The sequence below is a fragment of the Flagellimonas iocasae genome (assembly GCF_042682725.1).
Lineage (GTDB): Bacteria > Bacteroidota > Bacteroidia > Flavobacteriales > Flavobacteriaceae > Flagellimonas > Flagellimonas iocasae.
Map to the genome: position 1 here is coordinate 465,503 of NZ_JBHUHU010000001.1, position 19,888 is coordinate 485,390.

The 19,888-nt window shown below is 41.7% G+C and carries 21 protein-coding genes; 3 read left to right on the plus strand and 18 right to left on the minus strand.

The annotated features are described in order from the left end of the window. Positions 1–3: 3 nt before the first annotated feature. The 11 genes from ACFSJE_RS02030 to ACFSJE_RS02080 form a co-directional block, all read right to left on the minus strand. A complete protein-coding gene (locus ACFSJE_RS02030; protein WP_379829310.1) occupies positions 4–417 on the minus strand; it encodes a hypothetical protein in 414 nt (137 codons plus the stop codon). A 53-nt stretch (positions 418–470) separates the two neighbouring features. Next, complete coding sequence (locus tag ACFSJE_RS02035; protein WP_379829311.1) at positions 471–878, minus strand: thiol-disulfide oxidoreductase DCC family protein; 408 nt, start codon at positions 876–878, stop codon at positions 471–473. A gap of 91 nt (positions 879–969) precedes the next feature. Then, on the minus strand, positions 970–1,923 hold the full coding sequence (locus tag ACFSJE_RS02040; RefSeq protein ID WP_379829312.1) for an alpha/beta hydrolase: 954 nt from the start codon (positions 1,921–1,923) through the stop codon (positions 970–972). 232 nt (positions 1,924–2,155) lie between these two features. Continuing rightward, positions 2,156–2,602, minus strand: coding sequence for a PepSY-like domain-containing protein (locus tag ACFSJE_RS02045; RefSeq protein WP_379829313.1), 447 nt, complete (start codon positions 2,600–2,602; stop codon positions 2,156–2,158). 116 nt (positions 2,603–2,718) lie between these two features. Continuing rightward, on the minus strand, positions 2,719–3,177 hold the full coding sequence (locus ACFSJE_RS02050) for an SRPBCC family protein (RefSeq protein WP_379829314.1): 459 nt from the start codon (positions 3,175–3,177) through the stop codon (positions 2,719–2,721). A gap of 17 nt (positions 3,178–3,194) precedes the next feature. Next, positions 3,195–3,635, minus strand: a complete 441-nt coding sequence (locus ACFSJE_RS02055; RefSeq protein WP_379829315.1) for a DUF1801 domain-containing protein — start codon at positions 3,633–3,635, stop codon at positions 3,195–3,197. Positions 3,636–3,739: 104 nt separating this feature from the next. Continuing rightward, positions 3,740–4,498 carry a DUF6090 family protein gene (locus ACFSJE_RS02060; protein ID WP_379829316.1) on the minus strand — a complete coding sequence of 253 codons (759 nt, stop codon included), beginning with the start codon at positions 4,496–4,498 and terminating at the stop codon, positions 3,740–3,742. Between the two features lie 61 nt (positions 4,499–4,559). Further along, positions 4,560–5,318: a DUF6090 family protein gene (locus tag ACFSJE_RS02065; RefSeq protein WP_379829317.1), complete on the minus strand. Its 759-nt coding sequence runs from the start codon at positions 5,316–5,318 to the stop codon at positions 4,560–4,562. A gap of 60 nt (positions 5,319–5,378) precedes the next feature. Next, positions 5,379–6,146 carry a DUF6090 family protein gene (locus ACFSJE_RS02070; RefSeq protein WP_379829318.1) on the minus strand — a complete coding sequence of 256 codons (768 nt, stop codon included), beginning with the start codon at positions 6,144–6,146 and terminating at the stop codon, positions 5,379–5,381. Positions 6,147–6,263: 117 nt separating this feature from the next. Beyond that, a complete protein-coding gene (locus tag ACFSJE_RS02075) occupies positions 6,264–7,142 on the minus strand; it encodes an amidohydrolase family protein (RefSeq protein WP_379829319.1) in 879 nt (292 codons plus the stop codon). A gap of 486 nt (positions 7,143–7,628) precedes the next feature. Next, on the minus strand, positions 7,629–8,456 hold the full coding sequence (locus ACFSJE_RS02080; protein WP_379829320.1) for a hypothetical protein: 828 nt from the start codon (positions 8,454–8,456) through the stop codon (positions 7,629–7,631). A 339-nt stretch (positions 8,457–8,795) separates the two neighbouring features. Here ACFSJE_RS02080 and ACFSJE_RS02085 point away from each other — a divergent pair, with 339 nt between their 5' ends. Further along, positions 8,796–9,074 carry a hypothetical protein gene (locus ACFSJE_RS02085; RefSeq protein WP_379829321.1) on the plus strand — a complete coding sequence of 93 codons (279 nt, stop codon included), beginning with the start codon at positions 8,796–8,798 and terminating at the stop codon, positions 9,072–9,074. A gap of 148 nt (positions 9,075–9,222) precedes the next feature. Here the strand turns inward: ACFSJE_RS02085 and ACFSJE_RS02090 are convergent, their stop codons facing one another. The 5 genes from ACFSJE_RS02090 to ACFSJE_RS02110 all read right to left on the minus strand — a co-directional run bounded on the left by ACFSJE_RS02090 (position 9,223) and on the right by ACFSJE_RS02110 (position 16,698). Continuing rightward, on the minus strand, positions 9,223–9,636 hold the full coding sequence (locus ACFSJE_RS02090; protein WP_379829322.1) for an EthD family reductase: 414 nt from the start codon (positions 9,634–9,636) through the stop codon (positions 9,223–9,225). Between the two features lie 232 nt (positions 9,637–9,868). Further along, entirely contained in the window at positions 9,869–10,573 is a 705-nt protein-coding gene (locus tag ACFSJE_RS02095) for a hypothetical protein (RefSeq protein ID WP_379829323.1), read from the minus strand. A gap of 160 nt (positions 10,574–10,733) precedes the next feature. Beyond that, positions 10,734–12,590 carry a hypothetical protein gene (locus ACFSJE_RS02100; protein ID WP_379829324.1) on the minus strand — a complete coding sequence of 619 codons (1,857 nt, stop codon included), beginning with the start codon at positions 12,588–12,590 and terminating at the stop codon, positions 10,734–10,736. Positions 12,591–12,840: 250 nt separating this feature from the next. Next, entirely contained in the window at positions 12,841–14,298 is a 1,458-nt protein-coding gene (locus tag ACFSJE_RS02105; RefSeq protein WP_379829325.1) for a Gfo/Idh/MocA family protein, read from the minus strand. Positions 14,299–14,526: 228 nt separating this feature from the next. Continuing rightward, positions 14,527–16,698 (minus strand): endonuclease MutS2, encoded by a 2,172-nt coding sequence (locus ACFSJE_RS02110; protein ID WP_379829326.1) that lies wholly within the window; start codon positions 16,696–16,698, stop codon positions 14,527–14,529. Between the two features lie 239 nt (positions 16,699–16,937). Between ACFSJE_RS02110 and ACFSJE_RS02115 the strand changes: the two genes are divergently transcribed. Beyond that, complete coding sequence (locus tag ACFSJE_RS02115) at positions 16,938–17,603, plus strand: uracil-DNA glycosylase (protein ID WP_379829327.1); 666 nt, start codon at positions 16,938–16,940, stop codon at positions 17,601–17,603. 71 nt (positions 17,604–17,674) lie between these two features. Beyond that, entirely contained in the window at positions 17,675–18,082 is a 408-nt protein-coding gene (locus ACFSJE_RS02120) for a response regulator (RefSeq protein ID WP_379829328.1), read from the plus strand. Here ACFSJE_RS02120 and ACFSJE_RS02125 read toward each other — a convergent pair. Continuing rightward, the gene (locus tag ACFSJE_RS02125) at positions 18,072–18,926 is read right to left on the minus strand and encodes a substrate-binding domain-containing protein (protein WP_379829329.1); all 855 of its coding nucleotides are present in this window, start codon (positions 18,924–18,926) and stop codon (positions 18,072–18,074) included. The two genes, ACFSJE_RS02120 and ACFSJE_RS02125, sit on opposite strands and share 11 nt — an antisense overlap. Before the next feature lie 71 nt (positions 18,927–18,997). Further along, positions 18,998–19,888 carry a nucleoside phosphorylase gene (locus ACFSJE_RS02130; RefSeq protein ID WP_379829330.1) on the minus strand — a complete coding sequence of 297 codons (891 nt, stop codon included), beginning with the start codon at positions 19,886–19,888 and terminating at the stop codon, positions 18,998–19,000.

Here is a 19,888-nt window from a genome sequence, read left to right on the forward strand (position 1 = left end):
CGGTTAGGGTACAAGCACAATCTGAAAGCCATCTGCTCCCGTTCCTGTTGATGTTTTATTCGCGTCAAGAAGCACCTGTCCGTTTGAACGGACAATACCAAACTGCTCTTGACCATCGATTTCTAAAAATTGCTCGCCTTCAACGGTTAAAATGGAGTAGGAGTAACTTCCCGTAGGGAAACCATCGTAAATCACATCGGCTTCGTTGTTGTTTTCAACAGTCAGAGTGCCGTTTTCCGCACTGAAAGTCCACACAATAACACCAGATTCATAATCATTATCAATGCCCGCAAATCCGCCACCGATGTGCTGCACGTTCCAGGTTCCGGTGAGCGCATCTTTCTTGGTTGTATCATCACCATTATCACAATTGGATAGAACAATACCAAATATGAATATTATCAAGAGGTGCTTCATGTGATGTTTTTTTGGATAAGATGTAGTATTTTCTTGTGCGTTGCGTAATTGCGTCATCCCAAGAATTTGGCCTTTAACTCAGGCGTGGGAATCATACAGGATTCTTGTTTGCCGAACCATTTATAGCGATTTCGGGCCACAAAGTCATAGATGGCATTTCGAAATGAAGTGGGAATCCAACTGAACACTGCGGTCAATTTCCAGAGTCCGCCGAGGTCTTGGGCAATCTCCAAAGCCGCATCCGATTTGGTGTAGTAGGCCACGCCCGGTTCAATCAAAATAATGGAGTCTACTTGGGCGATATCAATTCGACGTTCCGTAACTAGTCGCTGGCCAACCTCACTTTGTAGGGCCGCATAGCGGAACAGGTCTTTTTTATCCCGCTTTATTACAAACTGGACGGAGCTGTTGCATAAGTTGCACACACCATCAAACAAAATGATTTTCTTGCCTTCTTCCATACCGCAAAGATACGATGCTTTTGCATCAAAGATGAAGGGAAAGGAGAGGAGGATTTTTAATTAAATGAATCCTTCCTCCCTTTCGTTTTTTTCAGGATTTTGGCTCGTCCACCAAAAATTGGTTCACATCCAACCAATGGATAAAGGCATTGAACCATTTATTACTGGTACGGTTGGGATTTCCAAGACCGAAACCATGCCCTCCATTTTGATAAAGGTGAAACTCAACAGGAATGCCCGCTTTGTACCAAGAATCAATTACTCCAAATTGACCTCGGAAAAGAAAATCATCCGTAGCAATTACGTTAAACATGGGTGGTGCATCTTTAGGAACTTCTACAGGGCCCATACCTCCATATATGGGACCGATAAAGGCCAACTTCATGGTCTTGGAGTTAAGAGTGGAATGCATAGTAAGGCCTGCGCCGGCCGAAAAGCCTATCATCCCGATTCTGTCCGTATCCACGCCCCATTCGTCGGCGCGGTCCACAATCATGGCGTAGGCGGCCTCAGCGTCCTCCAATTGATTGGATAGGTTTTGCTGTGGAGGTGGTGGAGCCTTCTCTTTGGTTTCTGAGTTTTCAGAGGGTTGCGGTGGTGCAGGACGTGGTCTGTTCATCCATGCGGTAAATTCTTCCAATGACTCAGGGGTAGGGTGCAATCTGTATTTAAGTACAAAAGCCGCAATGCCCTGCTTTGCCAGTGCCTCAGCAACTTCCCAACCCTCATTGCCCATGGAAAGCCATCTAAATCCGCCTCCGGGCGCCACAATTACAGCAGCTCCATTGGCTTTGCCTGGTTCTGGTAAAAAAGGGGTCAGTGTGGCCGTTGTGATATTGCGTGCCATCGGGTCGCCCCATTGACGGAACCAAGACTCGGAAGCTGGTTGATCCTCCACGCCGCCGGTATTTAAAAGAATTGCTTTTGGCTCATCGGGAGCATCAAGCGGATAAATGGTCCCATCCTGGGCCATGAGCTGTACAGTGGCCAGGAGCATAAAGGCCCCAAGGGTCCATTTAATCCAATGTGTTTTTGGAATGTCCATAATAGTTTGTTGATAGTTAAAGCATTAAATATACATATTGTTAGATGTATTTTAAACACGTGAACACCCTTATTTGTTGGAAACTAAAGATTTATATAAAAAGTGAAGGCCACATCACTCCAAGTCTCTTAACTCTATTATAGCTACAGGCGATATGCTTATTTTTAGAAAAGTAAGTCCTAATATGAATCTCTTTTTATTATTTGGTAGTGTCATTTTTTAAAAAACCAAATCAATCATGATTATAAGAGACAAGCTTGCCTTCACTGCTGATAAAAATCAAGGCTTCTTCATCATCGTTCTCCAGTTCTATTTGATAGCCAGTACTTTCGGCTCTCTCCACAAACTCAATTTCATCTATGAGGTAGCCGTTGAATTGCTCGTTCAAAACATTCCAAACTGGAAGTGGCAAATCTTTTTCCGTGATTTCGTGCTCTGTGGCAACCCATGTGCCATCATCTGAAAAAATCGCAGCGTATTCTGAATGGTCCATTTCAAATTCAGCCTCCCATTCGTGTTCAGATTCCTTTCCCCAGCTTACGTGTTCTATTCCTGGGAATTTTTGGGAGAATCCATTTTTGGCCTCTAAGGGCGCATTGGTATATTGAAAATAGGCATAGCCTGCCACACCAACAATTATAGCGGAAGCCAGTACGATCGTAATCTTTTTATTGCTCATTTTTAAGTTTTTTCTTTTGATTTAAATCAGTCCAGCCAAAATAAGCGCTGGAGCGAATATAAAAAGTGACACTAATTTCAACCATTTTGGGCTCAAAACCTAGTGGAGAATAATGTTTAGCTTTCCACTATATTTTTAAGGGTGTTCAACGCTTTTGGCCATGTTCCATTAAAATAGTCAATGTAATCCTCCGCGGTATCCATTTCAACGGTAACGGTGGTGATGCCATTGGTTTCCTGAAACGCGTAGTTTTCCAAACTTCCTGCCCAGAAGTCCACTTGTTCCCCTGTGGTGATTTCAGTTTCACCATCCAGCATTCCAATATGTTTTATGGATACGAATTTAGAAGGAGTATTTTCCACAATTTCGGAAATCATTCCGCCATGCTTTCCGTTTTCATCTGTTCCCACGAAATACATCTTTTCACCCTTGTTCCAATTACCTTTATAGGTGGAAGTGGGGTTGAATTCGGCCGTCCATTGTTCATATGTGCTGATGTCATTTAGTCCAAGCATGGCTTCGTACACTTTTTGGGCTGGAGCTTTTATCTGTGCGCTAAAGGTTACTTTTTTCATGGGTAAAGAATTCAATTTTAGTCATTATATTTTTTTCGGCAAGCGCACTCATTATGCTCATTTAGGTATTTTATGGTTTCTATGCACAGCTCTTTGAGAACGGGGATATTGATGTCAACCAGTTTGTTTACATAAATACAGGCCTTTCCCATTTTATATTTCCCTAGGTTGGACAGCAATGATTTACTCTTTTCCGTATCCGAATAAATGTAGAGCGAAAAAGCTGCCTTTCGTGGGGAGAAACCAAGAACAGGGGCATCACCTTCATGTCCGCTTGCATATTTGTAGTGGTATCTTCCGAAGCCAATGATGGTAGGCCCCCACATTTTGGGTTCTTCGCCAGTAATGTCCTGTAGTATTTTTAGGAGCTCAAAGCTGTCTTTTTTCTTTTGCTCAGAATTGGCAAATGCGTCAATAAATGCGTGAACATCGACCTTGGTTTCTGTTGTTTTTGCCATATTGTTTCTTTTAAGCGGCTCTCTAAATTCAACTATTTCCAGTCTAAAAGCAAGTGAGGATAAGCTATAATCTTGCGGTAGCATATAAACGTATCATCACCAAACTAATTTTCGTTTAATTCGGTTTCGATGATTTGAATCATCCTTTCTATATTGATTTTGAACATTTGCTCATCCAATACATTCTCTTTTTTCCAAGAGACAATATTGGCCAACAAATCTTCCATTTCACGGTTGCCGAAGAACCAAACATAATCGGATTCGTATGATCCTTTTGGAAATTCTTCATACCTACCGGAAGTGGCCAAACCATTTAAACCACTCAGTTTACCATCCGTTGCTGGCCAAAAGCGCTCATTTAACAGCCGTCTTATATACCCATCTTCTTGACTGGCGTCCAATACCATGGATTCAAAAGACGAAATGTACGATTTCAATTCGGCGTTTTTTATATAGTCTATTTTGTTGGAAGAAATCAAGGAGTTGATATACCCATCTTTTGCTTCGAATGAAAATCCGCTCAGGGCATTGAAAATAAGTGAATCCAATTTTGAAACGGAAGTATTCGAAACATCCGTCCCAAAGAGGTTTAACAAGTAAACACCGTCCTTGAGCTCATTTTTGTGACGGTCGTGTATGACGGTAAGGCTTAAAAGATTCACCTTCAGTTCATTTTTTAAATTTTGAAGAATTTCAATTTCGGCCCTATTGATTTTACGTTGTTCATTCCAATTGTTGATTTGAAGCGCAATCAGAATTCCGATGACCACCAACACAATCTCACCCACTGCATATTTGAGGTACTTTGCTGTTCTTCCTTCGGAAAGCAGGTTTTGGCGGATTTTTCTAAAGAATTTCAGCATGGCGTCATGGGTTGGGTATCAAAAAATAAGTCAAATGTCAATAACCATAGCTGTTATGCAGCTATTTTTTAATTTCGGTATTCAGTAATTCCAGAATCTCTTCGTTCAGCGCCAAACACACGCGTAACCGTTCGTTCATTATTTCCAAGAAAACCGCTTGGTTTTCAACCATATTTTCAAACTCAATCTTTTTTAAGAGAAGATTATTGTCAACATCAAACCCCGAAGAAGGAAAACCCAATGTTTCAATGGTGGGATCATCTGTTACTTGGTCAGCCTTTAACCAACTGCCGTTTTCAATGATATAACTGATGGTATGGTTCTGGAATTCCTTATGGGCTTCTTGTCTTAAATCCAAATCCTGCAATCGTGGCGTCCATGAGGTTAGCCGATTCCGTAACTGACTATTTTGTATGATGCCCAAATTCCCGGAATTGATCAAGTCGCTTAGAAAACCATTTTTTGGATAGTAATACACCGAAGAGGCCACATCACTTAAAATAGGGTCAATGTCAAAATCTTCCGAAAAGCGATTTCCGGTGTGGTTCAATACCATTTTGGAAGAGCTTATATTTTTAATGTTGCTTTCCAAAACAGCTTGCAATTCCTGTAGGTTGAATTCAAAATCTTGCTTTAAATTGGTCAAGATCTCTTGTTCTTGCCGCAATTTTTTTGAGTTCTCGTTCCAATTATTGATTTGAAGCGCAATCAGAATTCCGATGACCACCAGTACAATCTCGCCCATGGCATATTTTAGGTACTTTCCTGTTTTTCCTTCCGAAAGTAGATTTTGTCGGATTTTTCTAAAGAATTTGATCATGGACTAGCGATTTGTTATAATGAAGCACAACATTTATCTACTATTCAAAGCTCTCGTTAATTATTGGTTATAATTTTTATTTTTCAATTCTTGCTCGATGTCATGGATTACTTTCCTGCCGCTTTTGATGATGCTCTGACCCCATTCCCGTCGTAAGTAATTTACGCCAAATTGCGCATTGCCATAATAGCGATACAATCCTAGGGTAGTGGGAGCATTAAAATCACCGATCCAAGTGGTGTCAATGGTGTTGATATCAAACCAGGGTTTGTTATAATCTTTGACCAACAGCATGTGTGGAATTAAATCTTGGCTTGAAAAAAAGGTTTGTGAGCTGAGATTGAGACCTGCTATTTGTTGTTGAGTGGCTTCGATAAGTGCATAATAATCCGTTATATCATTGATTAGTTTCTTATTTTTTAAGATGTAAATGCCGCTGGTATTGCGCATTTCATCATACGTTTTTCTGTTTATTTTCAAATTGGTCCACCCCGTCCTAAATAAGGTGTCAACAGCAATAATGTCCCCTACGGTTTTTGCGCTATAAAATAGCTTTAGGGCCCTATTGGAACTGGATTCGTAGGAGGCAAACAAAGAATCGGTTTGGCTTAAATTGGTAATATCTAAATGGATATCATCCTTTAGTTTTGAAAGAAAGGATAATTCCTTCTCATGGTCCTTTCTTTTTTCGTTCAACTCATTAAGCTGAATGGCTAAAAAAATGCCAATGACCACCAGTACAATCTCGCCAACGGCATATTTCAGGTATTTACCCGTTTTTCCTTCGGAAAGTAAACTTTGGCGGATTTTTCTAAAGAATTTTAGCATGGGTCAGTGGTTGGTCATCATAGCGTAAAGCAATTCCCTAATTTCATCTATTTCTGGCTGAAAAACAAGTGTATACATGAAACATGGTGGGGGAGCTGGGCTATGGATTTGAAACGTTTATTCCTCTAAATGTAAAAACCGTACAGCATTGTCGTAAAATATTTTCCTTTTATCCGCATCGGTCAGGAAGTCGTAACTGTTCAATTGGTGTATGCTTTTTTCAATGGCGTGCGGCCACACCATTTGGTCAGAACCAAACATGACCCTGTCAATCAAACCGTATTTTTTAGCGTTCCTTAAAAATTGTTCCGCAAAATCCTTAGGTTGCTCGTCCACCCAAAGTATAACCCCTAAATCCGTATACAGTTGCGAATATTGAAGCATTAATCGCAATGCATGTTCATAAAAGACCTCGCCAGCATGCATCATGTAAATCCGCAATTTCGGGAATTTCGCAAGTACATCTTCTAGGGTATACGGGTCCCCAAAACGTATTCTAAAATTTGGGCAACAACGGTAGGTAATATTTATGGGTCCACCGCCCGTATGGATCGCCACAGGAATATCATACCGTTCGCAAATTTTTAAAAAAGGCTCAAATTCAGGGTCGGAGAGTGTATAGCCATCATAAACGGCTCCTATTTCTCCAAAAACCTTCAATTTTCCAGATTCAATGAGCTCCTTAAACGCAATGGTATCTGTTGGTGGGGAATTGGTATAATAGCCGGGAATTATCATCCCATCATTTTCCCATGTATTTGGCCCACCAATGGTGCTTACCACCGCTTTTTTAATATTGTGCTTCTGGAGGGCTTCCCGTAATTCTTTTTTATAGGTGTTGTAGTCTTTCGGAGATAAGGTTCCATCTGGGGCAGGTGCTGTATAATAGGTTTGCTCGGTATAATCATGCAAGTGCATGTCTATAATGGGCAGATTGTCCTCTTGGGCCTGACTTAAAAAGGAGGCAACAAACAGGGCGTATACTATGCTTTTCATTTTTTCGGGTTTTCGGGTTGGCGTGCTATGGAATGCAGATGCCCACTAATTTCAAGTATTTCTGGCTGAAAAACAAGTAGTTGGCAATATACAATAGTTCATTAGTGAGTAGGTCAACACGCCTGCCTGCCGCAGGCAGGAATTGTACTAATGGACACGAATTGTTGAAATGCAGTCATTTTGAACCGACTGGAAGGAGCATGAGAAATCTCCTTTTTTCGCAATGGTTTTGGTTGATAAATCCCAAGATACAATCTTGCGGGGGTGGGTGGGGGTACAGACTGACACTAATTTCACGAATAAGCACGAATTATTTAGACTCTGTCATTTCGAACCGACTGGAAGGAGCGTGAGAAATCTGGATTTCTCAATCGGCGCTGCCCGCCTCATGTCGAAATGACCTTCTTCATTCTTTTTTAAAATACCTATTTCTGGGGTAAAGGCAAGTGGGGGCAGAAGATGGAATCTTGGGAGAGCGAGGGTATGTTATTTAAAAAATTTTAAAACTGAATCTTTACTTTCATTGAATTGAGGTAAAAACTTTTTTTTCTTTTTGTCATATGAGAATACATAATCAAATGGGAATTTTTTAGATTTATCCAGATTGCTATAATTTCCTTTAAATTGAATAAAAAATTGCTCAACAAATAAATCCTCATTTTTAAAATCTACCAATTTTAGATTGGTTAATTCCCTATTAGCAGGAATTGTAAAATCAGGGGTTAAGAATGGTCGTTCAAAAATTTCCTTATTTCCATCTGACCATAGAACGAAAATTTTGAATTTAGCTTCAAAATTTGCGGCACTAGCGTCTTGGACATATAAACCATAATAAAGGCCATCATCACCAATTTTCAAGGCATTTGATTTGATGTGAAAATATGGTTCGTTTTCAAATATTCTATTATTTGTTATTTGTGATATACTCTTTTGGTTGGATACGTATTCTTGTAAACTGTCTATTTTTATTCCTTGATTTGCAAATGCAATAGACATTGAATTAAAAATTTTGCCAGTTTCTTCCTTAACCTTTCTTTGAATTATTTCAGATCTTTCATCCTGTTCTTTCTTTAGCTCCATATTTTTTAAATCAAGCCAATTAGCATTATTAACTGACTGAAGTATATATATTATAAGAATGAAAAAATTTACTAGGATAACTATCCTGCCTCTGGAGTTTATTTTTTTCCACCATTTCTTTTTGAATCTTTTGTCTGTTAAAGGCCCTCTTGCCGTTAAAAATGTAGTAATCAAAAAAAGAAGAGTAAGAGTTATTGTAAAATAAATATCCTCGATTAATAAATTTTTTAGCATATTTAGAAGTATCGCAATAGAACGTTCTGATTTATTGCTGATGAGATGATTCTTTATTCATCCCTCAGTTCACCTTAAAATCAAATTTCACCCATTCCCTTCTCAAAACCAATAGGTTACACTCAAAAGTTTTCAAGATTTATCAACCACGAATTTTAAAATGTATATTTGCTTCGTCAACACATTTTATAAATCTCGCAATGCGAAAATCTCGAAATCGGTTTAAACAAAAGAAACTGGGAAGGCATACGGGTGCAAGTCCCGAGACCTATCTAAGCATTGCTTGGAATGTGTTGACGGTGACCTTCCCTCTTTGTTTAATTTTTAATCCTCTTATTTATGTCAACACAAGATGGTCAAAAAAACTGCCCCCATTGTCAACAGGGTAGTACCGATGCCGCACCCAGCGCGCCCAAAATTTCCCGAGAACTTACCCCCGCCCAAGTACAACTCTTGGAGTATGTCCATTATTTAGATGCCCCCGATCTGGTAAAATCCCTAAAACTGCTCCGCGACATTACCATTTACCATTCCCATGAACCTTTGGATGAGGAAGAAAAAGATGCCCTCTTTACCGTAAAGGGGCTTTGGGAGTGTATTGAGAAGATTACGGAGTGATCTTAGGGGTTTCGGGTTACGGGTTTCGAGTTGTGGATTTTTGATTTGGTCTGTCATTTCGAACCGAAAGAAGAGAGCGTGAGAAATCTAGATTTCTCAATCGTCGTTTTTCTCCTCATGTCGAAATGACTTTAGAAGCCATCGAAAATCACTGCGCGGTCTGCACCTCACTAAATTGGATTACCGGTTGTATGTTGGTGTAGTTGGGAACATCGGCCCGTAGTTTGTCCCCAATGGGTCCCATGGCATTTTGGAAGGCTTCCATGCTTTCAAAATAAAAATAGCCTACGGCTACATACGGGGAGGGGCTGTCTGGTGCGCCGCCCGAGAGGCCTTTGTCGATCATCATGGCTTTTAGATCGTCGCCCATAAGGTTGGCCGCCATGGCCATGTGGTTGTTGATGTAATAGTCCATGTCAAACGTAACGTCTTCGCCGTTGGGGTAGAAGATGGTCATTTTGATCATGCCTTTTTCAATCTTGGGATACTCGGCAGTTTCGTTTTTGGCAAAGGCAAATACGATGATCAGGGCTAGGGCAAGGAGTGTGCTTTTTGTTGTCATGAGTGTTTGTTTCGTGTGATGATTTTATAAAATTGTGCGAGTGAATATAGTCAAAATACGATTAGGTTTTAGGGGATTGAGTTTTGTAAGATGTTAATTTTCAGGAGACAGGAGACAGGAGACAGGAGACAGGAGACAGGAGACAGGATGCAGAGGTCAGAGGTCAGAGGTCAGAAGTCAGAAGTCAGAGGGCAGAAGTCAGAAGTCTGATATCCGATATCTGAAATCTGATTTAAAGAAAGGGTTTTACGAATATGGCCGCGAGTACATCCATAAAACCAGTGCCAACAGACGATAGCCAGAAATAATCGGCGAAGAAGAAAATGCCCAAAGTCAGGATGGGTGAAATTAAATCGACCCACACCGCTTTTTTGAGTTTTACGAGATCAAAAAGAAACAGCACAACTGCCGGAAAAATTAGTACTCCCTTGTTGAACAACTGGCTTTCCTGAAGGTCAAAATCAAAGGACACCCTAAAAATAGCAGCGCTGGTGAGCATTACCATACAGCCCAACATCAATCGCTTGTGCAAAAAGGCTTTTTTTCGATAGGCATAGGCAAAACCAAATAGCGTATAGGCGAAAGCCAGCCGAAATACATTGTGTTCTGCTGCATCCACTGTGGTGGCGCCCACATACGTCTTGTAAACGACAGGAAAGAAACCCGTTGGAATCATTGCAGCCATGATGACAATTCCAAGGATGCCCAAGGTCATGTGCGTTTTGTGGCTTCGGTATCGGATTAAAAACACTTGCACAGTGTACAACACCACCCAAAGGGTGAACGAAATTCCATGAATCACAAGATGAAGGGGTAGCGGTTCGGGGTTGTCAAAATATTTGGAGAGATAGAAAGATGGCGCAAACCCCCAAAACACGATAAGGATAAACCAAATGGCCGAAAAGATAAAATATCGATTTTCTGACGAGGCTTTCATAACACAAAATAATTGGAACTGGAACTGCTGCGGGGGGAGAGCTCCTAAGGTCGTGTATTTTAGTGAATTACCAACATTAATTTTATGTTCGGTAGGGTATCTTGTGTTTTGGAAAAAGATTATCTATTTCATACCGTATTTTGGAAGGTGGTTAAGCACCCTACTTATCAATTTTAAACCCTTTAAATGAATGCGTGGGCAGTTGTACGGAGTAGCTATATTTTTCCGGGGCAAAGACACGTCCCCAGAATTTAACTTCAGGAATGATTTCCATCTTCAACTTTTCTCCTGTGGAGATATTGGTGATTGATTTCACCTTTTCCGTCATTACTACCTGTATTTCAACCGGCTTGTCATTAAAGGATTCCACCACAAACGTATCATTGTCATACAAAAAGAGGGATACTTTGGACGGCCCATTGATGGTTACGTCAAACGACCTATTGACCAACCCTCGGATTTGATTTAAAACCTCATCTGGATAATTGTAGAGGTCTGCGTAATTTTCAGGAATGGTCAAAACATACAAGGTGGCATCGGCATATTTCCCTTGATGCAAGAGGGGCCAGCCCAAACCATCGTCCAAACCGGAAATCATTTCCCAAGAGTCATTGGTGAAATATTCAATTTGAGGAATGGTGATTGGTGTTTTACCTTCCACCATATTCCTGCCAACTAGGTAATCTGTGATTATGGCCTTGCGGTCTGTGTATTCTAAATCCACAATTTTTCGAATACCTCGGTTTTGCAATGCTTTCAATAAGCCTGAGGTGATAACGACATCCTTTCCGCTCACCAGGCGTTGCTCAATCTTTTTCACAATGTCTTCATCCTTTGAAGCTTGTTCAGTTAGGATGATTATTTCATCCTCAGCAGGAAATTCGGAGACCAAATCCATCGGAATGCCAATCATCCCCAGATAATTTTGCAGAAAGTCCTCTCCGTTGGAATGGAAGGGTTTGTAACTTTTAATACCATACGGAGTTCCCAGTTTTCCTGCAATCTTATCAATGGTCTCCAAGGAATGAAATGCTGTTTTCGCCATGGTTTCATTGGCTTTGAGCGGTAAAAAGCCATTATAGTCAAAACTGACCTGTTCATCTTTCCATTCGGGAATCCAGCTATCCCGTAACGGAATCAGCAATTGCCGGTAATCAAAAAGGGTCATTTCGGGGGCTTTGGCTAAGATGGTCAACCATAGTTGTTCTGCGTAGCGATCATAAAAGCGCATGCCACCAGTGTCTACCCAACCACCGCCATTCTTGCCCGGTTTTAGATTGTTGAAATATCGAAAAATGAGATACCCCAAATAGGGTTGAAGGTGTTGATTGCTTCGCACGGCATCCCGGGTTTCTGTTCCGGTATAAAGGCCATCAAAGAGTTTGGGTTCGGTTTCCAGATTAAATCCGAGTTCGTGAAAGTGGTCATACCAATTGGGATATTTAATGACAATCTTCACATTGGGATTTACCGCTTTTGCCGGGCCCAGTATGACGTTTTTGGCCGCGTCGGTCATCAGTTCCAGTCGGTATTCATCCCAGCTTCTGTCGCCTTTCGCCTCAACACACAAATTGCACTTGCAACTGGTGAAGAAGAAATCATCCAAAATGACTTCGTCAAAATGGGCGGCAGAGTGCTCAATGATTTCTTGGGCCTTCTTCCGATGCTCCGGATTGGTATAGCAGAACGTTTCAAATTGATTGCTTTCATCAATGGTGTAGGTTATGCCCCCAACAACTTCAATACCTTGCTTCTCAAAAAATTTGGTGGCCTTCTTCAGAATTTTGCTATCCACAATGAGTAAATCGCGATGGGTTTCCAGATAAATCTTATCCACTTTCAATTGGGAGGAAATCACCTGCCAAGTAGAGTCCAACCAATGCTGGTCGTCCATTTTTTGGACTTCATAGGCCCGGGTATAGACCGAGGTTTTAAAATTTTGATAGTTTCCTTGTGAATAGAGGGTAAAGCTCACTGATGAAATCAGCAAGAACAATACATGTGTAATCGTTTTCATGTTTGCAGAATGAAAAGGTTTGTTTTTAGTTAACTTTTGAGTAGAAACCATTTTGGTTGAAGGGTGTCTACATCATGGACTAATTTCGTGTAAATTTCCCTAACAATCAATGGGTTGTGTGTTAGGATTACCTTGAATTATCAACAATGGATTCATTTTGGGTGAAATGATACTGCCGTCACTGTGCAATTTCAAAAAGCAAAAAGGCCGCATTTGCGACCTTTTCCATACTTCTTATTTTGTGAATCAGTTATACCTCCCAACCTTTACGGTAGGTTCGGGTAACAAACTGGTTGGCGTCCTCAAAATTGGTGACTTTCATGTTTTCGCCATCCCACAATAGTTTTTTGCGTCCGTAGAATTCCATGTTTCCGTCAGCATTGGGTTTTTGAAGCATGTAACTTCGGATAGCCAAGTTGCCCATCAAAACGGTTTCTGTCATCGGCCCGGCATAATCAAAAGAGGAGGTAAGCTCCAAGTGTTCCGGGCTTCCAAATCCTGCTTTGCAGGCATCGACCCATTTGCGCTGGTGTCCGTACTCTGGCTCTGGCATTTCTTCAATCTCAGGTCCAAATTCGGTGGTGCCATCGTTCAAGTATAATTTAGGGGTCAATGGGGAGCTATCGTTGATGTTAGTGGAAATCACACCGTTTTCACCATGAATCAGCACGCCGTTATAACTTCCAGGACCGCCTATATCGCTATCCGCAGGGATGATTTCTGGATGTGAAGGACGAATACCTCCATCGCTCCAAGTCATGGTCAAAGGCGCGCCTGTTTTTTCGGTAGCCTCATAATTTAAGGTGATGAATGAGGTAGCTGGGCAACCTTCCGGATGGTAATCAGGATTCCACATTTGTGAAAATACGGTCCCCACACTGCATTCGGCAGCCGTTGGGTATTTCAGCTTAAGGGTTCTGTAAGGAATATCGATGAGGTGACAGCCTACATCACCCAAAGCACCTGTTCCATAATCCCACCAGCCTCTCCAATTAAAGGGATGAAGGTTTGGGATATAAGGGCGTTCAGGGGCTGGCCCCAACCATAAATCCCAATACAGCTCTTCCGGTTTCAAGTCTGGGTTAGGTTCTGGCATAGCATATCCTTGAGGCCAAACTGGGCGATTGGTCCAAATTTCAACTTTGGTGATTCTTCCCAGTGCTCCAGAATCCACCCATTTTTGAACCATATCCAAAAGTGGGTTGGAACCCCCTTGATTACCCATTTGTGTTACGACTTGTTTGTCGCGGGCCATTTGGGTCAGAATTCGGGTCTCGCGGATATTATGGGTCAAGGGTTTTTGCACATATACATGCTTGCCACGCTCCATGGCATAGGCCGCAGCTGGTCCGTGCACGTGATCTGGAGTACTGATGGTCACCGCATCGATACCTTTTACTTTATCGAGCATTTCACGATAGTCGTTGAACAATTTGGCTTTTGGAAATTTTTCTACAGTGCTTTTTGCAGACCCAGAGAAATCAGTATCACAAAGGGCTACAACCCGTTCCCGGCCATTGACTGAGGCATTACTGATATCACTGGCGCCTTTTCCACCGGAACCAATTGCAGCCAAATGCAGGCGGTCACTGGGTGCCAAATAGCCCGGTCCGCCTAAAACGTGACGTGGGACGATGAAAATGCCAGAGGCAATAGCTGTATTTTTTATAAATTTTCTTCTGCTGGAGAGGTTGGATTTTTGATTCATGTTCGTAGTGCGTGTCTTAATTTAGAATGGTGCCTACAAGATAGCGGAAATAAGCCTGAAAATTGATTAGTTTTTCGCTAGAGGACAAAGAATCTATGCCGAAGGAGATAAAAAGATGTGGCCAACTTATCAATCAAACATCATTTTGATGATTTTTGGCAACTCTTAGGAATCTGTGCGTTTATTTTACGAAGGTCAGCGATATAAGAACGATTTTTACGTAGAAGTCTATTTTTTCGCCTCCACCAATTCCAACTGATCCACGCTTACATTGGTGGTAAACATCCCATAATTTACAACGGCTTTGCCTTTTTCGAGGGTGTCGATGCTGCCTACGGCCTTTCCGTCCATCAACCGGACGCGGTCTCCAATTTTAAAGACGGGCCTTGGTTTGTTTTTTTCTTTTTGGATGGCCTTTTTCTTTTCCACCTTTTTTTCCTCCCGAACCTTTACGATTTTTTGTTCTAGCTCTTGGGCCACCTGCTTTTGCTGTTGTTGTTTTTCCTTGGCTTTTTTGGCAGTGGTCTTCTTGCGTTTGCTGTTTTCGGTTTCCACAATGCGAAGCAACTCGGAAATCAATGGCCGTTTTTTGTTGTCCAAGAAGTACTTTTCCGAAGCGGTATTCACTTTGTTGCCCAATTGAATCATCCGTTGGTTGTGATCGTACAGTTCTTGGTAGCTCTCCAATTTAGATTTGATTTTGGAATTGAGTTGTTCCAGTTTATCAGCTTCTTCACGGGCCTTGCTTTCCTCTTCCTTCAATTTAGAGCCGGTCTGCACCATTTTATTCCGCTCCTTTTGGAGCTTGGCGATGGTTTCATCAAATCGGACCTTTCCGCGCTCTATCTTTTTCTTGGCCTTATTGATTAATGAGTAGGGGATGCCGTTCTTTTGGGCTACCTCAAACGTAAAGGAGCTTCCCGCTTCACCCAATACCAATTGAAAGGTCGGTTCCAAGGTCTGGGAGTTAAAACGCATGTTGGCATTGGTGACATGCGGCAGTTCGTTGGCCAACGCCTTTAGGTTGGCATAGTGGGTAGTGATGACGCCATAGGCTTCACGTTCGTAGAATACTTCCAAAAATGCTTCAGCCAAAGCACCTCCCAATTCGGGGTCACTGCCGGTTCCAAATTCATCAATCAGGAATAAGGTTTTGTCATTGCACCGTTTTAAAAAGTAGTTCATGTTCTTAAGCCGGTAACTGTATGTACTTAGATGATTTTCAATGGATTGATTATCTCCAATGTCTGTCAGAATTTTATCAAAAAGACAAACTTTGCTACGTTCATGAACAGGAATCAACATGCCGCTTTGCAGCATCACCTGCAAGAGCCCGATGGTCTTTAAAGTGATACTTTTTCCACCTGCATTGGGTCCGGAAATGACAATGATTCGGTTTTCCCGATGTAGTTGAATGGTTTGCGGCCAGGTTTTTTGGTTCTTTCGCTTATTGGTCAAATAGAGCAGTGGGTGGTAGGCATCCCGTAAGAACAATTCACGTTCCTCACTGATTTCAGGCAACAAAGCATCCATATCCGAAGCGTACTTGGCCTTGGCCGCGGTGATATCGATATCAGTGAGATAAGCCTGATATTCCTTGAGCAACGGTGTAAAAGGTCGGATGGTGTCGGTAAGCTGATTGAGAATTCTCTGAATTTCTTCCTTTTCATCGAACTCCAAATTGTTGAGTTCTCTGGTGTAACCCACGGTGGTATCGGGAATGATATAGACAATACTTCCGGTCTTGGAACTGCCCATCACCGTGCCTTTTACTTTTCGGCGATGCATGGCTTTCACAGCCAAAACCCTTCGGTTTTCCACCACGGACTCCCGAATATCGTCCAAAAAATCCGAGGATTGGTATCGGGTCAAAGCGGAGGCAAAACTTTGGTTGATTTTTCCACGAACCTCGTTGATTTGAGAGCGAATATGCTTTAAATCTGCAGAAGCAGAGTCCTTGATCTCTCCAAACTTATCAATCACGTGGTCAATGGCCTCTGGAATCTCGGCATTGGTTTCAATCGCATCTGCTTTTGCATGGAGCAGTGGATAGTATTCCTTGAATTTCCTCAAAAACTTTTGATGGATGCCAACCGTTTTGCAAATACCACCAATTTTTCTAAAGCCTGAAATTTCCAGCGTACTGTTCTCAATCTTCAGAAGGGACAATTCGCTCTTAATAGCATCAAACCCATGATTGGGTAAGCGATTATCATTGGAGAAGGAGGCCAAATATTCTGATGTCTGCCCCAAGACCTCTAACAAAGCCTCTTTTTCGGCGATAGGAGCAATGGTCAATGCCATTTCCTTGCCCATTTCTGTATTGCATCGGCTTGAAACCTGTTGCAACACCGTGGGAAACTCCAAATCTTGAAGTGTTTTGGGGTGAATCTTTTGCATTGATATCTACTATGGCCGCAAAGATATAATAATGACTCGGGAAGAAAAGCTGCTTTTTGTTACGAGTTATAATTCAAAAACACATTCAATTCCTAAATTTGAAGCCAAACTTGATTTTATTTGAACTATGGGAAGTAGCCATACATTCATATACGTGATTGCCGGAATTATTCTGCTCCACTTTGTGGTGGGAATCGGCTATTTAATTTACAAATTAACCAAAAAGAAGTAAGCAAAGTATGGATGTTTCCATTGAACCGAGCTGGAAAGCGCATTTAAAATCTGAATTCGATAAACCGTATTTTCAACAACTCACCCAGTTCGTGAAGCAAGAGTATCAAAACCATACCTGCTACCCCAAGGGCAAGGATATTTTTGCGGCGTTTGACCACTGTCCATTTCAGGAAACAAAAGTGGTCATCATTGGGCAAGACCCGTACCATGGGCCCAACCAGGCCAATGGCTTGTGCTTTTCGGTAAAGGATGGTATTCCGCACCCACCGTCATTGGTCAATATTTTTAAGGAAATCAAGGTTGATATGGAAAAACCGTACCCTCAAAGTGGTAATTTGGAACGATGGGCGGACCAAGGTGTTTTGCTGCTCAACGCCACCCTTACAGTTAGAGCGCATAATGCGGGGAGCCATCAGAACAAAGGATGGGAACAGTTCACTGACGCTGTTATCAAGACCGTTTCCAATGAATTGGAAGGGGTTATTTTTTTACTTTGGGGTGGTTTTGCAAAGAAGAAATCCAACTTGATTGACAAAACCAAACATCATATTCTTACCTCTGGGCATCCTTCCCCCTTAAGTGCCAATAGAGGGCTTTGGTTTGGCAACCAACATTTTAGCAAAACCAACAGTTTGTTGTCCAAAATGGGAAGGACGTCTATAGATTGGTGATGTTCAGCTAAATACATTTTGTAATTATTGAGAATTTAGTATGTTTAACCTCTTAGGCTGAAACCTACGATTTGGAGCGACTGAAATCAATTTTATTGGTAGACGACGACGATACGACCAATTTGGTGAACAGCTTTTTCATTAGACAACTGGATAGTACTTTAAAAGTGCATATGGTCCGCAATGGCAGGGAAGCCATTGAATTTTTACAGAGTGCTTCCCGCAAAGAAGATATGCCATGCCTAATGATGTTGGATTTAAACATGTCCATCATGAGTGGCTGGGAGTTCTTGGATGTCTATTCGGAAAAGTTTTACGACCAATTAAAGGAGGATGTTGTTATTGTAATGCTTACGGGAATGGACTTGGATGATAATACCATGGCCATGTCCCATCCCAGCGTTGTAGATATGATACAGAAACCCCTTTCGGATATCAAGTTTAGGGCATTGGTGACCAAACACTTTTTCAGTGACTAGGGTATAAGAATTGACCTGTCTCTTTAATTTCTTCAATTAAATTTAAGCTGAAAAGTTTCTGTTGAACACCATTCAGTGTTTCTTCGGATAATTGTCGCTGTCCCCATGTAGTTTTGGATAGCCATTCTTGAATGTCATCCAGTTTTTGGTTGTATCGATTGGACAAGGTGCGGTCAATGCTAGGGATTTGTTTAAATTCCTCTGTGTAGGTGTTGATGACTTCCAAAACATGTTTCAATACCCCTGAATTGGACTCCAAAAACGCATCCGTGGCCGCGACCACAAAGCAGGGCCATGGGGTAGGGCAGTCACCCAACCATTTAAAGGTGCCGTTATCCACTAGAGGCTTGGTGGTGAAATGTTCCCACATGAAATAGGCCCCTGAACCTCCATTTAAGCTTTTGATGGCTCCATCCAGATTGTTGATGATTTCAAACTCTAGATTTTCGGGGTTCCATCCTTGATTTTGGGCATTTACATAAGCCATTAAATGACTTCCACTTCCAAGGCGGCTAATCGCCACTTTATCATCTTTCAAATCTTGAATGGACTCCCTAGGACTGTTGACATCCACATGAATGCCCCAAAGCAGGGGAGAAGAGATGAATTCCTGGACAATTTTACTTGGGTTTCCTTGCGAAATGCTTTTAATGATACCTTCGGTGAGGATAATGGCCAAGTCGGCTTCCTGGTTTTCCAATAGTTGACACATTTTCCCGGTCCCTTCAGGGACATCGGTCCATTCCAATTGAATACCACGATCCTCAAAAGCCCCATCTTCCATGGCAAGATGCCAAGGGAGGTTAAAATGTTCAGGTACCCCAATAATTTTTACGGTCTTCACTGGAAATGATTTAAAAGTTGCACAAAAATATGGATTCCACTCGGTATCTTTTTTAAAACTTAAAAGAGACGCTAGTATCCCAAATCAAAATCGCTTGCCGTTATCTTTCCCAAGGTAAACTGGATAAGCTCTTCAATTGCTTTTTTTCCATTATTGGAAAACTCACCTGTAGCCCTGTTGGCTAAAATGGCATTTAGCGAAACAGCCCTGTGTCCATGTAGTTTGGCCAATCCATAGATGCCTGCGGTTTCCATTTCAAGGTTGGTGATTCGCTGATTTTGATAGGTAAAAGCTGCAAGGCGTTCATTGAAGTCAGGTATTCTGGGGGCGGCCCGAAGACTTCTTCCTTGCGGTCCATAAAATCCTGAATTTGTGACTGTTATTCCAAATCGTATACGATTTGACTCGAATTTTAGCCCTAATCTTTCATCACAATCTGCAGCGTACGCGGTAATATTATGGCTTTGCCAGCCCAAGTAACCGTTAAGCTCAGCCTCCAACTCTTGATTTCTGGCCTGTCCACTATCATAAAACTGCAATAATCCATCAAATCCAATCCCCGACGAACTTAACACAAATGAATCAATTGGAATGTTGGCCTGGATACTTCCCGATGTACCAATCCGTATAAAACTGAGCTGTCTTTTTTCTGTTTTGACCCTTCTCGAAGAAAAATCAATGTTGGCCAACGCGTCCAGTTCGTTCAAAACAATGTCAATATTGTCCGTTCCTATGCCTGTGGAAATGACTGTAATCCGTTTTCCGGATAGTATGCCAGTATGGGTGGTGAATTCCCGTTTACTTTTCTTGACTTCAATGGAATCAAAATAATTGGAAACTTGGGATACGCGACCAGGATCACCTACAGTGAGAATGGTATCTGCAATATCTTCTGGAAGAAGGTTGAGATGGTAGATGCTGCCATCAGGGTTCAGAATCAATTCTGAGCGACCTAAAGACAT

Excerpts from the sequence above, each read along its gene's own strand:
- ACFSJE_RS02050 (WP_379829314.1), bottom strand. The coding sequence starts at position 3,177 with ATGAAAAAAGTAACCTTTAGCGCACAGATAAAAGCTCCAGCCCAAAAA.
- ACFSJE_RS02045 (WP_379829313.1), bottom strand. The coding sequence starts at position 2,602 with ATGAGCAATAAAAAGATTACGATCGTACTGGCTTCCGCTATAATTGTT.
- ACFSJE_RS02095 (WP_379829323.1), bottom strand. The coding sequence starts at position 10,573 with ATGAAAGCCTCGTCAGAAAATCGATATTTTATCTTTTCGGCCATTTGG.
- ACFSJE_RS02070 (WP_379829318.1), bottom strand. The coding sequence starts at position 6,146 with ATGCTAAAATTCTTTAGAAAAATCCGCCAAAGTTTACTTTCCGAAGGA.
- ACFSJE_RS02130 (WP_379829330.1), bottom strand. The coding sequence starts at position 19,888 with ATGTCTTTAGGTCGCTCAGAATTGATTCTGAACCCTGATGGCAGCATC.
- ACFSJE_RS02115 (WP_379829327.1), top strand. The coding sequence starts at position 16,938 with ATGGATGTTTCCATTGAACCGAGCTGGAAAGCGCATTTAAAATCTGAA.
- ACFSJE_RS02065 (WP_379829317.1), bottom strand. The coding sequence starts at position 5,318 with ATGATCAAATTCTTTAGAAAAATCCGACAAAATCTACTTTCGGAAGGA.
- ACFSJE_RS02075 (WP_379829319.1), bottom strand. The coding sequence starts at position 7,142 with ATGAAAAGCATAGTATACGCCCTGTTTGTTGCCTCCTTTTTAAGTCAG.
- ACFSJE_RS02035 (WP_379829311.1), bottom strand. The coding sequence starts at position 878 with ATGGAAGAAGGCAAGAAAATCATTTTGTTTGATGGTGTGTGCAACTTA.
- ACFSJE_RS02040 (WP_379829312.1), bottom strand. The coding sequence starts at position 1,923 with ATGGACATTCCAAAAACACATTGGATTAAATGGACCCTTGGGGCCTTT.
- ACFSJE_RS02080 (WP_379829320.1), bottom strand. The coding sequence starts at position 8,456 with ATGCTAAAAAATTTATTAATCGAGGATATTTATTTTACAATAACTCTT.
- ACFSJE_RS02100 (WP_379829324.1), bottom strand. The coding sequence starts at position 12,590 with ATGAAAACGATTACACATGTATTGTTCTTGCTGATTTCATCAGTGAGC.
- ACFSJE_RS02085 (WP_379829321.1), top strand. The coding sequence starts at position 8,796 with ATGTCAACACAAGATGGTCAAAAAAACTGCCCCCATTGTCAACAGGGT.
- ACFSJE_RS02060 (WP_379829316.1), bottom strand. The coding sequence starts at position 4,498 with ATGCTGAAATTCTTTAGAAAAATCCGCCAAAACCTGCTTTCCGAAGGA.
- ACFSJE_RS02055 (WP_379829315.1), bottom strand. The coding sequence starts at position 3,635 with ATGGCAAAAACAACAGAAACCAAGGTCGATGTTCACGCATTTATTGAC.
- ACFSJE_RS02030 (WP_379829310.1), bottom strand. The coding sequence starts at position 417 with ATGAAGCACCTCTTGATAATATTCATATTTGGTATTGTTCTATCCAAT.
- ACFSJE_RS02110 (WP_379829326.1), bottom strand. The coding sequence starts at position 16,698 with ATGCAAAAGATTCACCCCAAAACACTTCAAGATTTGGAGTTTCCCACG.
- ACFSJE_RS02105 (WP_379829325.1), bottom strand. The coding sequence starts at position 14,298 with ATGAATCAAAAATCCAACCTCTCCAGCAGAAGAAAATTTATAAAAAAT.
- ACFSJE_RS02090 (WP_379829322.1), bottom strand. The coding sequence starts at position 9,636 with ATGACAACAAAAAGCACACTCCTTGCCCTAGCCCTGATCATCGTATTT.